At 58.4% G+C, this 16,287-nt stretch carries 8 protein-coding genes; all 8 read left to right on the forward strand.

The window, feature by feature from the left end; translation table 11 throughout:
* Nucleotides 1-67: 67 nt before the first annotated feature.
* The 8 genes from secD (at nt 68) to HMPREF2894_RS06090 (ending at nt 16,203) form a co-directional block, all read left to right on the forward strand.
* Nucleotides 68-1,759 carry a protein translocase subunit SecD gene (secD, locus tag HMPREF2894_RS06055; protein WP_070678272.1) on the forward strand — a complete coding sequence of 564 codons (1,692 nt, stop codon included), beginning with the start codon at nt 68-70 and terminating at the stop codon, nt 1,757-1,759.
* Nucleotides 1,760-1,761: 2 nt separating this feature from the next.
* The gene (secF, locus tag HMPREF2894_RS06060) at nt 1,762-2,958 is read left to right on the forward strand and encodes a protein translocase subunit SecF (protein WP_049342019.1); all 1,197 of its coding nucleotides are present in this window, start codon (nt 1,762-1,764) and stop codon (nt 2,956-2,958) included.
* A 281-nt stretch (nt 2,959-3,239) separates the two neighbouring features.
* Nucleotides 3,240-5,717, forward strand: a complete 2,478-nt coding sequence (locus HMPREF2894_RS06065; RefSeq protein ID WP_070593359.1) for a RelA/SpoT family protein — start codon at nt 3,240-3,242, stop codon at nt 5,715-5,717.
* A 441-nt stretch (nt 5,718-6,158) separates the two neighbouring features.
* Complete coding sequence (locus tag HMPREF2894_RS06070; RefSeq protein ID WP_070678275.1) at nt 6,159-7,787, forward strand: type I restriction-modification system subunit M; 1,629 nt, start codon at nt 6,159-6,161, stop codon at nt 7,785-7,787.
* An 11-nt stretch (nt 7,788-7,798) separates the two neighbouring features.
* Complete coding sequence (locus HMPREF2894_RS06075) at nt 7,799-9,007, forward strand: restriction endonuclease subunit S (protein ID WP_070678445.1); 1,209 nt, start codon at nt 7,799-7,801, stop codon at nt 9,005-9,007.
* A gap of 195 nt (nt 9,008-9,202) precedes the next feature.
* On the forward strand, nt 9,203-12,598 hold the full coding sequence (locus HMPREF2894_RS06080; RefSeq protein WP_083309917.1) for a type I restriction endonuclease subunit R, EcoR124 family: 3,396 nt from the start codon (nt 9,203-9,205) through the stop codon (nt 12,596-12,598).
* 487 nt (nt 12,599-13,085) lie between these two features.
* Nucleotides 13,086-14,276 carry a hypothetical protein gene (locus HMPREF2894_RS06085; protein ID WP_070678278.1) on the forward strand — a complete coding sequence of 397 codons (1,191 nt, stop codon included), beginning with the start codon at nt 13,086-13,088 and terminating at the stop codon, nt 14,274-14,276.
* A gap of 286 nt (nt 14,277-14,562) precedes the next feature.
* Nucleotides 14,563-16,203 (forward strand): histidine kinase, encoded by a 1,641-nt coding sequence (locus HMPREF2894_RS06090; protein WP_070678281.1) that lies wholly within the window; start codon nt 14,563-14,565, stop codon nt 16,201-16,203.
* Nucleotides 16,204-16,287: the final 84 nt, after the last annotated feature.

The following is a 16,287-nucleotide window of genomic DNA, read 5'->3' on the forward strand; positions in this document are numbered from 1 at the left end:
GGCGTCGGGTTTTCGCGTTACGGAATCTGTAGAACACTCAATTCTATTCACACGAAGAAGGAACATTATGGCTAAGCGTTCACCGCTTGCAGCCGCGCGAGGGGCGCTCCTCTCGATGGTCCTGCTCATGGTTGTTATGGCTGCCGGTATTTTCGGTAGCACCTATTCGGGAGGTTCTTGGGCACCGAAGCTCGCCCTGGACCTTTCGGGTGGTACTCAGATGATTCTTTCTCCGAAGGTTAACGGCTCTTCGGATGAGAACGTCTCCCAGGAGCAGTTGAACCAGGCGGTTGAGATTATTCGTCAGCGCGTTGATGGTGCTGGCGTTTCGGAGGCGGAGGTTACGACCTCTTTCGGTTCGGGTAATAATGTGGTTGTTTCGGTTCCCGGAACGATTAGCGCTGAGACTCGTCAGCTGATTCAGGCGTCTGCAAATATGACGTTCCGCCCGGTTCTTGTAGCTGGTGCCGGTACTGCGGTGGCTGAGGATGCCCGCACTGCGGACGATAAGCTGCCCAAGCCCTCCGCGGAGCCGACTGATGGTTCGGACCGTAACTGGATTACTGCGGACCTGTACAAGCAGTACGAGGCGAAGGACTGCACCGCGGCACGTAATGAGGACGCCGATAGTGCGGACCCGACTAAGCCGATGGTGGCGTGTTCCACTGACGGTCAGGAGAAGTACATTCTGGGTCCTGTGGAGCTGAGCGGTAGCGATATTTCTACCGCAAGCCACTCGCAGGAGACGACCGGTCAGGGCGTGACTACGGGCCGTTGGGCTGTGAACATTCAGTTCAACGATGCTGCTCGTGAGAAGTTCCAGAATATTACTTCTCGCCTGAACGCGATTCGTGCACAGAACGCAAACGATCCGCGTGCCCGCTTCGCGATTCTGCTGGACGGCAAGGTGCTGTCCTCCCCGGTGTCGCAGGCAGTGATCTCTGACGGTAAGCCGCAGATTACCGGTAACTTCACCGAGCAGGAGGCGAAGGCTCTCGCCGATCAGCTCAAGTACGGTGCTCTGCCGATTAGCTTCACGATCCAGTCGGAGCAGCAGATTTCTGCGACCCTGGGTTCGGAGCAGCTGCGTGTGGGTCTGCTGACCGGTCTGATTGGTCTGCTGCTGGTGTTCGTGTACTCGCTGTTCCAGTACCGTCTGCTGGGCTTTGTCACGATGATGTCGCTGGTTGTGGCTGGCATCATTTCGTATGAGGCGATTGTGCTGCTGGGTTGGGCGTTGAACTACCGCCTGTCCCTGGCTGGTGTGGCGGGTCTGATTGTGGCGATTGGTGCTACGGCTGACTCGTTCATCGTCTACTTTGAGCGTATCCGTGATGAGATCCGTGCGGGCCGCACGATCCCGTCGGCGGTGAACCACGGTTGGCAGCGTGCATCCCGCACTATCCTGGCGTCGAAGGCTGTGAACCTGCTGGCTGCTGTGGTGCTGTACGTGGTGTCGGTCGGTTCGGTGAAGGGCTTCGCGTTCACCCTTGGTTTGACTGCGATTGCTGACCTTGTGGTCGTGTACCTGTTCACCCACCCGATGCTGACTCTGCTGGCGAATACCCGCTACTTCGGTGAGGGTCACCGCCACTCGGGCTTGTCGCCTGAGTCGCTGGGCGCTACGCCGCTGTACCGTGGTGCCGGTCGCCTCCGCAGCCCGGAGGAGAAGCAGCTGAGCATCGCTGAGCGTCGCCGTGCAGAGCGTGCTGCCGCTGAGGCTGACGAGTCTGCTTCTGATGAGAAGAAGGAGAGCTAAGCATGGCTACCGATGTGAAACCTAATGCTTTTGCCCGCTTCGGTAATGACCTGCATTCGGGTGCCCGCTCGTACCCCTTCGTGGGTAAGCGCCGCCTGTGGCTGCTGCTTGCGGCTGTGCTGATGGCGGTTTCGGTTCTGATTCCGGCTGTTGGTGGCGGCTTCAACCTGGGTATTGATTTCCGTGGCGGTTCGGAGTTCGTGGTCTCGAAGACTGCGCACGTTGATACTGCTACGGGTGAGCGCATTATTCACGAGAAGGCGAAGGACGCTTCGGATGTTCGCGTGACCAATATTGCGCCGGGTACGATTCGTGCCCAGATGAGCAAGCTCAGCGATGATGAGACTCTGCAGGTGAAGGCGGCTCTGCAGGAGGGTTACGGCGTCTCTGAGAATGACGTGACCTCTTCGTTTGTGGGCCCGACCTGGGGTGCGGATGTGACCCGTCAGGCGTTCTGGGGTCTGGTCGCGTTTGTGGTGCTTGCGCTGATTGGTATGGCGTTCTACTTCCGTACCTGGAAGATGTCGTTGGCGTCTATTGCGGGCCTGTTCTTCACCGTGGTGGTGACGGTTGGCCTGTACGCCGCGTTCGGCTTCGAGATCACTCCGAGTGCAATTATTGGTTTCTTGACGATTCTGAGCTACTCGCTGTACGACTCGGTGGTGGTGTTCGATAAGATCCGCGAGAATACCGAGGATGTGCTGGAACGCCGCGACACGACCTTTGCCGAGCAGATTAACCTGGCGGTGAACCAGACCCTGGTCCGTTCGATTAACACCGCTATTGTGGGTGTTCTGCCGGTGGGCGCGATCCTGTTCATTGGTGCGTTCATCCTGGGTGCGGGTACTCTGCAGGACCTGTCCCTGTCGCTATTCGTGGGTATTCTGGTGGGCATGTTCGGTACGCTGTTCGTGTCTGCTCCGCTGTATGCTTCGCTGCGTTTGGGTGAGCCTCAGATTCGTGAGCACACCGCGAAGGTGGAGAGCGGCAGCTTCAAGGACGCTGAGGATGCTGACGAGGCTGAGGGCGACTCTTCGGAGGAACCCGCCGAGGCTGAGAAGGCTGCGAAGTCTGAGAAGTCCGCAAAGTCTGAGGAATCTGCTGACAAGGCGACCGAGGACGAGAAGGCACCCGAGAAGCCCGCTAAGAAGCCGGCACGTGCAACCATTGAGATTCACCGCGTGAACCTGAACGGTTAGCCAGCGTTCCGCCAGCGCTACTGGCGTTGCTAACGATAGGGGAGTCGATACCGAAAGGTGTCGGCTCCCCTTTAGCGTGCCCAAATATTTCCCACACAACGCGCTCTGGTGTGTTAAAACGTCGCATAGTTTGGCGCGTTCCAGACCGCTGGGTAGGATAAGAAGTGAAGATACTGTGCGCTCGCGTTTGAGCCTGCTGATGGCTGGTTTGGCCGGTATAGCCCTCAACGATGAGGAACCTGAGTGTGCGGCTGATTATCTTGAGTCCGAAGGAGCCCGGAATGAGTGCAGAACCTGCCGTGAACACCAACGCTGAGAACCCTGCAGGGACCGCCGAGAAGCCCGCGGTTCGGCCCGCTGGCCCGATTCCTCTGCCTGAAACTGATTCGTCTGATGCGAAGAAGAAACGCGGCTCGCACCGCGTCATGGCTGCTGGCGGACGTGTGCCGAACCGCCTCGTCTTCGGCAGCCGCAGCAGCAAGATGGAAGCCTCCGACTCGAACGGCGGCACCATCCGTTTCTCCCCGATGATTGCGCCGGTTGTACGTGCCGTGCGCCGCTACCACCCGGACGAAGACATCCAGGTGCTGCAGCGCGCCTACGAGGTGGCGAACCGCTGCCACGAGGGTCAGAAGCGTAAGAGCGGTGACCCGTACATCACGCACCCTGTCGCTGTGACCGCGATTCTTGCGGAGATGGGCGCGACCGGCCCCGTGCTCGCCGCCGGCCTGCTGCACGACACCGTGGAAGACACCGACTACACGATGGAGCAGCTCACCGAAGAGTTCGGTGAAGAGGTCGCCTACCTGGTCGACGGCGTGACCAAGCTGGACAAGATGACCTACGGCGAGAACGCCTCCATTGAGACGATCCGCAAGCTCGTGCTGTCCATGAGCAAGGACATCCGCGTGCTGCTCATCAAGCTTGCCGACCGCCTGCACAACGCGCGCACCTGGCGTTTTGTGCCGCAGGCTTCCGCCGCGAAGAAGGCGGAGGAGACCCTGAAGATTTACGCGCCGCTCGCGCACCGCCTGGGCCTGAACACGATCAAGTGGGAGCTGGAGGACCTGTCCTTCGCCGCCATGAGCCCGGAAATTTACGCCGAAATGGTGCGCATGGTCGGCGAACGCACCCCCGCGCTCGAAAAGTTCCTGAATGAGGCGCGCACCAAGATTACGGACCGCCTGAAAGAGGTGGGCATCGACGCGACCGTGACGGGCCGCCCGAAGCACTACTACTCGATTCATCAGAAGATGAAGACGAAGGGCCGCAGCTTCGACGAGATTAACGACATCCTCGCCGTGCGCATCATGGTTGAGGAAGAGGCGGAATGCTACACCGTGCTCGGCCACGTGCTGTCCCTGTGGCCGTCGATGACTGGCCGTTTCAAGGACTACATTAAGAACCCGAAGAACAACAACTACCAGTCGCTGCACCTGACCGTGTACGGCCCGGGCAACCTGCCGCTTGAGATTCAGATTCGCACCTACAAGATGCACGAAGAAGCCGAGTACGGTGTGGCGGCGCACTGGCGCTACAAGGCGGCATCGCGCGGCGAGAAGGTCGCAGCTCGTGGCGGCGCGCCCGCGAAGGACCCGAAGGAGCCGGGCACCCAGACCTCGGCGATGATGAACGTCGGCATCCTGCAGTCCATTGCCGAGATTTCGAACTCCAACCCGGAGTCGGAGAAGTTCTACGAGTCGCTCGCTGACACCCTCGACACCGACGAAATCGTGGTGCTCACCCCCAACGGCGAGGCAATCGCCCTGCCCAACGGCTCCACCCCCGTGGACTTCGCCTACGCCATCCACAGTGAGGTCGGCGACCGCACCGTCGGCGCGAAGGTCAACGGCCGCCTGGTGCCGCTGCACACGGTCCTGCCTACCGGCGCGACCGTGGAGATTATGACCACGAAGAACGAAGACGCCGGACCCAGCGAGGACTGGCTGAAGTTCGTTCGCTCCTCACGCGCTCGCACGAAGATCCGCCAGTACTTCGCGAAGGAACGCCGCCTGGAGGCGCTACTCGCAGGCCGCGAAATGCTCACCAAGAGCATGCGTAACAGTGAGCTGCCGCTGCAGAAGATGATGAGCCCGGAGATTATGACTCAGGTGGCTCAGCTGCTGCACAAGAACGATGTGGCGTCGCTGTACCGTGCGATTGGTGAGCACGAGATTGCGCCGAAGCAGGTCATTGACACCCTCGTTGAGGTGCACCGTGGCGACGAGCCGGCACCCGAGGTTGAGGTCAGCGATTTTGATGAGACGCTGCTGAAGTCGACCCGCAAGGCAATTGGCGATAACGGCGTGATTGTGCCGGGTGCTGAGGGTGTGCTGACGAAGATTGCGCGCTGCTGCACCCCGGTCCCGCCGGATGACATTATCGGTATTGTGACCCGTTATAACGGCATTTCGGTGCATCGCCGCGACTGCCCGAACATGCGTAACGCTGACGAGGAGCCGCGCGTGACCACGGTCGAGTGGGCGTCTTCGCCGACCGCGACGTACCGTGTGCAGATTCAGGTGGAGGCGCTGGACCGTAAGGGCCTGCTGAGCGACCTGATTCGTGCGATTTCTGAATCGGGCGTGAACATTCTGGATGCGCGCGTGCACACTTCGGAGGATCGTACCGTGGTGGACCGCTTCGCCCTGGAGCTGGGTGACCGCTTCATGCTGGAGCACGTGCTGAACGTGGTCCGTAACGTGACGGGCGTGTACAAGGCGTACCGCCTGACCGGCGCGAAGCCCTCGGAAGCGTAGGCTCTTTAGAAATATCCTTCATGTGTTGATTTTTGGGTGCTGGTTTTTGTACTCTTGAGTTAACCGTTCGGCCCGCTACTCTTGATGGAGTAGACGGGCCGGATTTCTATTTTCTGGTCTTTACGTTGAGAAGCCACATGTGTTTCGAAAAGCCACTTCTTTGGTGGCTTCTCGAAACACATGTGGCTTTTCGCTGTCTATGGGGAGGGGTGGTGGAGGCTCCGCGATGACGAACGGGCGCGTGCGGGGTCTGGGGAAGCCGTATACTGAAAGAGTTCGCGCTGCCGGGTACGAAACGGCTTGTGGAAGCTATGAACGCTCCCACCGAGCAGGGCTTCTGAACCCGCGCCGGCGCATGTGTACGACAGGGACCGCACGGGTCCCGAACTTTTGACGTTTCTGCGACGAGAAACGATAACTAATGAGAGGTTGACCGCCCCTATGACGACGCAGTCTACGGATTCTTCCGCTACTACTGACGAGCACCGTAACCGCAACGCTGAGCGTGCGCAGCTGCACTCTACGATTTGGCGGATTGCGAATGACCTGCGCGGTTCGGTAGACGGCTGGGACTTTAAGCAGTACGTGCTGGGTATGCTCTTCTACCGTTACCTCTCTGAGAGCCAGGTGCGCTTTGTGGAGAGCCAGGATATTGACATGCCTGATCGCTTTGAGAATATCCCAGACGACGAGTTCAAAGATCACATTAAAGAGTATTTCGTCAATGAGCGCGGCTTTTTCTTGTTGCCTTCGCAGCTGTTCTCTGTGGTGCACACGAAGGCTCGTCAGGATCAGAACCTGAACGAGACCCTGGCGAACGTGTTCAAGGCGTTTGAGGAGTCCGCGCGCGGTACCGACTCCGAAGCGAACGTGAAGGGCCTCTTCGATGACTTTGTGTTGGATTCGAATAAGCTGGGTGTGAGCCCGGCGGCTCGTCACGAGAACCTGCTCAAGCTCATGGATGCTGTGGCGGACATGAACTTGGATAAGGGCTACGAGGATAGCGAGAATGACGCTTTCGGTGACGCCTACGAGTTCCTGATGGGCATGTACGCGGCGAATGCGGGTAAGAGCGGCGGCGAGTACTACACTCCGCAGGAGGTTTCGGAGCTGCTGGCGAAGATTGCCATGGATGGCCGTGATGCTGAGCAGATTCGTACCGTGTATGACCCGGCGTGTGGTTCGGGTTCGCTGCTGTTGAAGTTTAAGCGTGAGCTGGGTAAGAACTCGGATGGTCTGCGTTTTGTGGGTCAGGAGATTAACCTGACGACCTATAACCTGTGCCGTATGAACATGATGCTGCACGGTGTGCCGGTGGATGATTTCAGTATTGCGCACGGTGATACTCTGATTGACCCGAAGCACCGCGGTGGTGCGGGCGGCGATTTTGAGGAGCCGTTTGGTGCGATTGTGTCTAACCCTCCGTATTCGACGAAGTGGAAGGGTGATGATGACCCGACTCTGATTCACGATGACCGTTATGCTCCGGCGGCGGTGTTGGCGCCGAAGTCGAAGGCTGACCTGGCGTTTACGATGCATATGCTGGCGTCGCTGGATGAGGTTGGTACGGCCGCTATCGTTGAGTTCCCGGGTGTGCTGTACCGTGGCGGTGCGGAGCGTAAGATTCGTGAGTACCTGCTGAAGCAGAACGTGGTGGATGCTGTGATTCAGCTGCCCGCCAACCTGTTCTACGGTACGAGCATTGCGACCTGCATTCTGGTGCTGAAGAAGGGTCGCCGTAAGGATCATTCGGTGCTGTTCGTGGATGCTTCGCAGCTCTTTGATAAGGGCACGAACCAGAATATTCTGGGTAAGTCGCACCGTGAGAAGATTCTTGAGGTGCTGGCGGCTCGTGAGGAGCGTGAGCATTTCTCGGCGCTGGTTCCGGTGGAGAAGCTGCTGGAGCAGGAGGCGAACCTGGCGGTGTCGAGCTGGGTTGAGCCGGAGGACACCCGTGAGCGCGTGGATATTGTTGAGCTGAATTCTCGTATTGAGGGTATTGTGGCTCGTCAGGCTCAGCTGCGCGTGGAGATTGACGCTATTGTGGCGCGCCTGGAAGGCGGCGAGTAATCGTGGTCGAGGTGACGAATTATATTGACCGCCTGGTGGCTGAGCTCTGCCCGGACGGGGTGGAGTACCGCCCGCTGGGTGAAATTGCTGATATTGGAACTGGCAAGAGCGACAAGAAAGATGCTCAGGAATCTGGGCAGTATCCCTTCTATGTTCGTTCCAAGACAATTCTTCGGTCGTCAAAGTATCTATACGATGAGACTGCAATTGTTATTCCTGGTGAGGGTGGCGTTGGTGAAATCTTCCACTTTGTATCTGGGAAATATGACCTGCATCAGCGTGCCTACAGGGTTTCTTTTACGGTCGATGAGATGAACCCCAAGTTTGGGTATTACTATATTTCTTCATTCTTTAAGGAATATATTAACCGGCATGCAGTTGAAGCTACCGTCAAATCTATCCGTAAGCCAATGCTTGTGAAGTTTGAGGTTCCTGTTCCGCCTCTGGAGATTCAGGAAGCGATTGTTGAAATTCTTGATAAATTCACGAACCTGGAAGCGGAGCTGGAAGCGGAGCTGGAAGCGCGTACTCTGCAATACGAGTACTACCGTGGCTCTCTCTTTGGAACTCTCAAAGACCCCGCAACCGGTCTTCCTGCTATTGCTGGTCTGGTGAAGACGCTCTGCCCTGACGGAGTAGAATATCGCTCTCTGAAAGACGTTGTAGCCAAGAATTACGGTGGCGGAACTCCCAGCAAATCTAAAGCAGAGTACTGGGAAGGCAATATTCCTTGGGCTTCTGTAGGTGACCTTTCTGATGATGTTTTGGAAGTTACAGATACTAGGTCAAAAATTACAGAAGAGGGAGTAAAAGGAAGCTCTACGAATATAGTTCCCGCAGGGGCAGTTATTGTCGCAATTAAAATTAATCCTGGCAGGATGAAAATTGCTGGAATGAATCTAGCAATTAATCAGGATATTCGTGGGCTGGTTCTGAATGATTCAATGAATGCAAGGTTTTTGACTTATTACTTCAGGACCCTCATGTTTGCTGGTCATGGAACAATCGTAAAGTCAATTACTAATAAGCACTTGATGGAAACCAAAATCCCGGTTCCTCCTATGGAGATTCAGCAGCGCATTGTCGATATTCTCGACCGCTTCGACGCCCTAACCAGCAGCCTCTCCGAGGGTCTACCCGCAGAGCTCGCAGCGCGTCGCAGCCAGTACGAGTACTACCGCGACCAGCTACTCACTTTCCCCCGCAAGGGCGGAAACTAGTAGATACCTGCGCATCACGCGCACACCCCGTGCAGGGGCGGCACCCGCCACCCCTGCACGGGCCGCTAGACCTCAACCACATACCTCAACCACACTCAACAACCAACACTCAACTAGCCGGGCTCACCAACCCAGAGCCCGCTAACTCTGAGCCCAACCATCCACACACTCAACCCCTACGCAAAGGAGCACCCCGTGGAAACCGTACCCAACCACCCCCGCCCCACCGAAGGACGCACCGAAAGCATCCTCAGCTCAGACGACTTCACCGTCATCGCCAAGCTCAAGGGAACTGACCTCTACGAGGACTGGAAGGCCCAGCACCAGAAGAAGCGCGAGCACCAGAGCGAAGCGCAGCTCGAAGCCGAACTCATCGAAACCCTCAAAACCCAAGGCTACGACTACCTGCCGCGCCTCACCGACGAAGCCGCACTCATCCGCAACCTGCGCGAACAGCTCGAACGCCTCAACACCCGCCCCGAAGAAGGCGCCTACGGCCCCAACAGCGGCTTCCACTTCACCGACGAAGAATTCAACCGCCTACTCACCGAACACATCGCCCGCTCCAACGACGGCATCCTCGAAAAAGCAAAGCTCATCCAGGAAGAACGCTTCATCGACTTCCGCCTCGAAGACGGCACCCTGCGCAACATCATGCTCATCGACGCCGCCTACCCCGCACGCAACCACATGCAGGTCATCAACCAGTACCGCGTACCCGCCCCCAACGGCAAAGTACTCAACCGCTACGACGTGACCATCCTCGTCAACGGCCTGCCCCTCGTGCACATCGAACTCAAAAAGCGCAACGTGAGCATCCGCGAAGCCTTCAACCAGATCGAACGCTACCAGAACGAAGGCTTCCAGCAGGACCAGCACCGCCTCTTCGAATACGTCCAGATCTTCGTCATCAGCAACGGCTTCGAAACCAAGTACTACTCCAACACCGTGCGCCACAAGCACGTCGAAGACCAGCAGACCGCCAGCCGTAAGACCGACTCCGGCGGCTCCGCAGGCAAGAGCTTCGAATTCACCAGCTACTGGTCAGACGAACAGAACAACCGAATCAACGACCTGATTCTCTTCGCGCGCCCCTTCCTCACCCGCCACACCCTCGCAAACGTCCTGACCCGCTACTGCATCTTCACCGTAGGCCAGGACCTGCTCGTCATGCGCCCCTACCAGATCGCGGCAACCGAGAAAATCATTAAGCGCGTCGAAATCGCCAACAACAACCCTAAGATTCTCGGCACCAAAGAAGCCGGCGGCTACATCTGGCACACCACCGGCAGCGGCAAGACCCTCACCAGCTTCAAAACCGCACGCCGCCTGGCAGAAACCGGGCTCGTCGACAAGGTCATCTTCGTCGTGGACCGCAAGGACCTCGACTACCAGACCATGCTCGAATACAACAACTTCCAGGCAGACTCCGTCAGCTCCACCGGCAGCACCCGCGAACTCAGCGAACGCCTCGCCGACCGCGGAACCAACATCGTAGTCACCACCATCCACAAGCTGTCCAACCTCATCACCGCCGAACCCAAGCACCCCGTCTACGGCCAGCGCGTAGCCATCATCTTCGACGAATGCCACCGCTCCCAGTTCGGCCGCATGAACACCGCCATCAAGAAGCACTTCAAGAAGTACAGCATGTTCGGGTTCACCGGCACCCCCATCTTCGAAAAGAACTCCGCAGGCGGCCCCGGCACCACCACCGTCGAAGTCTTCGGCGACTGCCTGCACACATACACCGTCGTCGACGCCATCAACGACAAGAACGTGCTGAAATTCCACCTGGAATACACCAACACCAGCCCCCACTTCGCCGAACTCGAAGAAACCTCCTACGCCGAAGAAATCGCCGCCGAACATGCCGAAACCCCCGACGCGAAGGAACTCGAAAAGTTCGCAAAGAGCAAGGAAGTACTCGAAAGCCCCGAACGTATCGAAGCCGTAGCCACCTACATCCTGGACAACTACGACCGCAAAACCAACCAGAGCGCAGCCACCAGCTACGAGGTCAAGAAGACCCGCACCATCAACGGCGTCACCAAACACTTCGTAGAACGCGTGCGCGGCTTCAACTCAATCCTGGCAACCTCATCCATCGACGCCGCCTGCACCTACTACGACACCCTCAACACCCTGCAAGAAGAACGCATCGCAGACGGCACCCTGCGCCCCGAACAGAAGCTCAAGGTCGCCATCATCTACTCGCAGGGCAACGGCGGGCAGCTCTTCGACACCTTCGGCGAAGAAGAAAACTACGCCTTCGACACCGAAAGCACCGGCAGCCGCATGGACGGCTTCCTCGAAGACTACAACACCATGTTCGGCACCAACTTCAGCACCGACGGCGACTCCTTCGACAACTACTACAAGGACGTCTCCCGCAAGATGAAGATGCGTGAACTGGACCTGCTCATCGTCGTCAACATGTTCCTCACCGGCTTCGACTCCAAGACCGTCAACACCCTCTGGGTCGACAAGAACCTGAAGATGCACGGCCTGGTGCAGGCATACAGCCGTACCAACCGAATCCTCAACTCGCTCAAGCCCTCCGGCAACATCGTGTGCTTCCGCGACCTCGAACAGGCAACCAAGGACGCCTTCACCCTCTTCGGCGACACCGAAAACAGCGACGGCCAGTCCGCCCTCGGCATCGCGTTCACCCGACCCTACAAGGAAGCCTACGCCGCATACGATCAGGCCGTCTCTGACCTGCGCGAAGAATTCCCCATTGACGAGGGTGGCTCCATCACTGTGGACACTCCCGAGGACAAGGCCCGCTACATCGAGCTCATGAACCAGGTGCTTGAACTGCAGCAGGAACTGCGCGTGCACGACGAGTTCATCCGCGACGGCGGCAACGAACTCATCAGCGACTACGACATGCAGGGCTACACCGGTGTCTACAACGACATCTACGAAGAAGCCCGCGAACTGCGCCGCGAACAGGAAGAAGCGAAGGACAGCGCCGACAGCGAAACCGGCGAAGGTGAAGAAAAGCCGACCGCAGTTGACCTGTTTGATCGCGTATCCTTCCTGACCGAACTGGTCAGGCAGCAGGAAGTCGGTGTGCTCTACATCCTGGAGCTCGTCAAGGCAGCCCGCGCCGCACGCCACGGCAAGGCGGCAGGGGAGAGCGGCACCTCCGAAACCGCGCAGGACAGCGTGGAGCACTTCCGCGACCGCGTGCGCCTCGCAATTCGTAACGACGCCGACCTGCGCGAAAGCGGCGATATCATCGAGGACTACTTCGACACCTACCTGAACGAGTCCGAAGACCACGACGTGCAGGAGCACTTCCACCACTACGTGACCGACCGCCGCACCCGCGAAGAGGACACCATCGTCAAGGACGAAGAGCTGGACTCCGCAGAGACCCAGCGCGTCGTCAACCGTGCGCTCAAGGAGAACCGCCGCACCATCCCCGGCAAGATCAGCCGCCTGGTCAAGGGCAAGATTTCGCTCTTCGGCGGCAAGCTCGGCGGCGCGAAGACCGAGGATGCAGCAACCAAGGCGAAGCGCGTGAAGCAGAAGCTGGAGAAGCACATCGTCCGCTTCATGCCGTTCCTTGGTGGAGAATAATCCTCGGAAACTAACGCACGGTTATGTACTGTAACCCGCGCTAGTTTGCGGTAATCCGCCCAGAAGCCACATGTGTTTCGAGAAGCCACTTCTTTGGTGGCTTCTCGAAACACATGTGGCTTTTCGCCGTTAAGCGGGGAGGATCGGGGACTCCTTCGATAGGTTAGTGTTTTCGCCGTGGGTCTTTACCCCGCAGTAAAGACAGCAACCTATCGAAACAGCCAGCTACCCGCCGTGTAATCTACCCCCCCTCTGCACAGTGCCGATTTTCGGTCATGAGTTAGTGACTTTGGCGGGGGATAAAACCCCAGCCCAAAGTCACTAACCCATGGTCGAAGTCCGTAACCCATGACCGAATTTCCATACGGGGCGGCACAGCCCCTTATCTTGTCAGGGGTCTTTTCTAATCTGTAATCAGAAGCACCGAAGCCCACGCCCCGAGAGCACCGCACCCTCCCAGCGCATCCGAGAGAAAGGACCAACCACCATGGACAACCCCACGACTAACACTCAGCAGAAGACCCTGGATGATCTGGAGTACTACCAGGCCCTGGAAGAGAAGCGCCGCCAGATCAATAAGGAACGCTGCGACGCCATGGAGCCGATGTACACGGAACGTTTCAACATCGACACCTACATGGCATTGGCGTTGAAGGAGGCTGAAGCACACGCAGAAGTCAACTCTCAAGATGAAGAGGCCTTCAACAGGGTTCAGAGGTTGCATGATGAAATTCCAACGATGAGCATTGAAGAAAAGCTTGAATTCATCGATGAAGATATGTACTACAAGGATTCTAAGGGGTACGAAGAGAAGCTGCGTAGCCTGAACATCATCACCCCGTACGAGACGCAGCTTCGCCTCGCATACGTACTGGACCCGAGCCAGAAGACGATTGAACAGGCCGTCAACATCCACAAGGCGAACCTGAAGAACGGAACCGAAACCAAGAAGCTCAACTTCCGCCGCAAGGATGGTCAGTACTATCTGAACGAAGCGCAGGAAGAATACGTGCGTGAGGTGCAGCTGGATAACTTCGCTTACGAAGGCGAACGCGGTTCCATCGAACTTCTACGACTCGTGTATGACAACGAACGGTACCCCTGCCTTGACGACGACCAGTACGAAGAAATCAACGGCTTCTCCTGGGAGACCATCAACATGGAGGACTACCGCGCCGGCCGCCTGCTGACCTTCGGCGATGCTCTCCCGGATGGCGCCATCGCCCCTCCGCATGACCGTATCGAGTACCTGGCTGACCTGGTCAAGCGCGGCGAAATTGACGTGCCGACCTTCTGGGAGCGCGTTAAAACCAATTCGTACGTGGGCACCGTGGAAAAGTTCGGTCCTGACGGGGAAGAATCCTTTATCATCACGAAGAAGAACTGGCGTCAGTTCGTTAATTTTCGAGAAGAACGGCCGAACAGTGAGTCGGACTCCTTGTGGTACTCCCAGTTCCCCGAAGAACTTGGAGGCGACGATTTCGTGGACCTCATGGAACGAACCTACAACTGGCGCATCGCAGACTGGGAATCGTGGATCGACTCGCTGCCCGACGACTGGTTCGCGGTGAACACCAAGGCAGTTCAGGCCGCTCTCGACGAGTACGAGTACGGGGTTCTCGGCATCGACATCGTGATGGTCTGGGGCCGGGAAATTAAGCGCCGCCGCGGCAAGTAACCCGCCAGGCTAAAGTGCCGGTAAAACAAGCGCCGGTAAAACACAGGGCGCGGCGCACCCGCAGCGTTGGATGCGCCGCCCCTCCACCCGCCACCATGCTCGCTGCCCGCCAAACTCGCCGCTGAGCGCGCGCTCGCCGGTGAGAGTACAGCCGCCTCCGCATCGCGATTTATCGCGAAAAAAGCACCCCTGCCCGCTTAGCCTGTCAGGGGAGTAGCGTACAGTAAAACACATCACACACCCACACAATCGAATCCGATAAACAACCACACCCCAAGGAGTGAACATGCCGCACAACGCCGTATCACACATCCAGCAGCAGTACGCCGCACACCACCCGCGATGCAACACCTTCGCCCTGGACAAGCCCAAGAGCGCAGCCTATGGCTACACGGCCGCCTTCATCGCGTTCAGCAACGCGGACGGCACGCCCACCAACGAGACGCTCACCCTCGACAGCATCCACGCCGCCGCAGAAGCCTGCCAGGTCATCGACATGGGCTTCGACTACATGCCCTACTACGACGGCGAACCGGTCAACCCGCCCACCTGCCACCTCATCATGGGCACCAACTTCGGCGAATCGAACAAGAAGTATGCGCTTTCCTCGCTCTACGGCACGGCGCGGATCTACCTGATTACCGCCGACGCACCCACCGTCAAAGTCGACGGGTTCATGACGAAGCTGTCCATGTTCGTCAACAAGATGCGTAACAGCGAAACCTGGAACCGCGCCAAAGCATACATTCTGAGCACCTCACCGGCAGGGGAGGAGCTGCAGAGCTTCGCGTGCTCCTTCACCACCTTCGCCATGCCGCGCAAGTACATCGTGGACCATGAGAAGCCCTGGCGACCCGAGAAGGAAATCGTCGTCAACAACAGCCTGCAGATGGCATTCCGACCCGGCATCTTCTGGCCGAAGCAGTCCGCCGTGGACCCCTCGCGTCCGCTGACCGTGCGTGCCTCTGAAGGCCCCAAAATCTTCGAGAGTATCTCGGATCTTACCTGCGGTGGCGTCCCCGTTGAGAAGACGGCAAAAGCCCTGGAAAAGCGGCAGAACATCAACACCTACATCTACCACTTCGCCTACCCGAAGAACCTGGGGGAGCAGCCGAACCTCGCCGTCATCAACTACATGGTGGAGGTACTCGCCCAGCACCTGCGCGAACTGGACAAGCTGCAGCTGGCACCGAACGCGCAGCCGCCGCTTGAGTGGACCATGGAAGACATGCTTTTCAGTTCGGCGTTCGTTGTTCAGGATCTTACCGAGCAGAGTGGCGTTCCTGAGGGGTCGCACTTGCAGGTTCCTAGTGGCCAGCCGCGACAGCGTACACCGCACACCAGCCCGAAGCGCCCGGCTCCCGCTCAGCCCGCACCCGCGGCGGCACCCGCTTCTACCGCGAAACCCGCTCAGGAGGCGCGCCCGGCTCCCGCACAGCGTCAGGCACCTGCCCAGCCGCAGCAGCCGAACCCGCGCCCCGCGTACTCTAACCCGCCGCGCCCCGCAGCGAACCAGGCGACGGCAAATCAGGCAGAACCCGCGTATCAGCAGGCTCCTCAGCCGGCCCCTGAGTACCGCCCGAACCCGCAGGGATACCAGAACCAGGGCTACGCGGACGCCCCGTACCGCGCAGAATCCCCGTACCGACCCGATGCCCACTACCACCCGGGTGCTCAGCCTCAGGCAGGCGCGTACCAGGCGCAGGGCTACCAGCCGAACCCGCAGCACCCGCAGGCGAACTACCCGTACCAGCCGGCGCCTCCCCAGTACCAGCAGAACCCGGCGTATCAGCAGAACCCCGCGTATCAGCAGGAAGCGCCGAGCCAGCAGCGTCCGGTTTTCCAGCCGACCCCCACGGGCACCCGCAACACTGGAAACCAGAAGGGTTTCTGGGGTAAGGTCGCGTCATTCCTGAGGGGCGAGTAGGCCCGAATGTAGCGTGGTAATCCGCCGTTATTCGCCCAGAGGTAATCCGTCCAGAAGCCACATGTGTTTCGAAAAGCCACTTCT

The organism is Rothia sp. HMSC066G02 (genome assembly GCF_001813145.1).
GTDB lineage: Bacteria > Actinomycetota > Actinomycetes > Actinomycetales > Micrococcaceae > Rothia.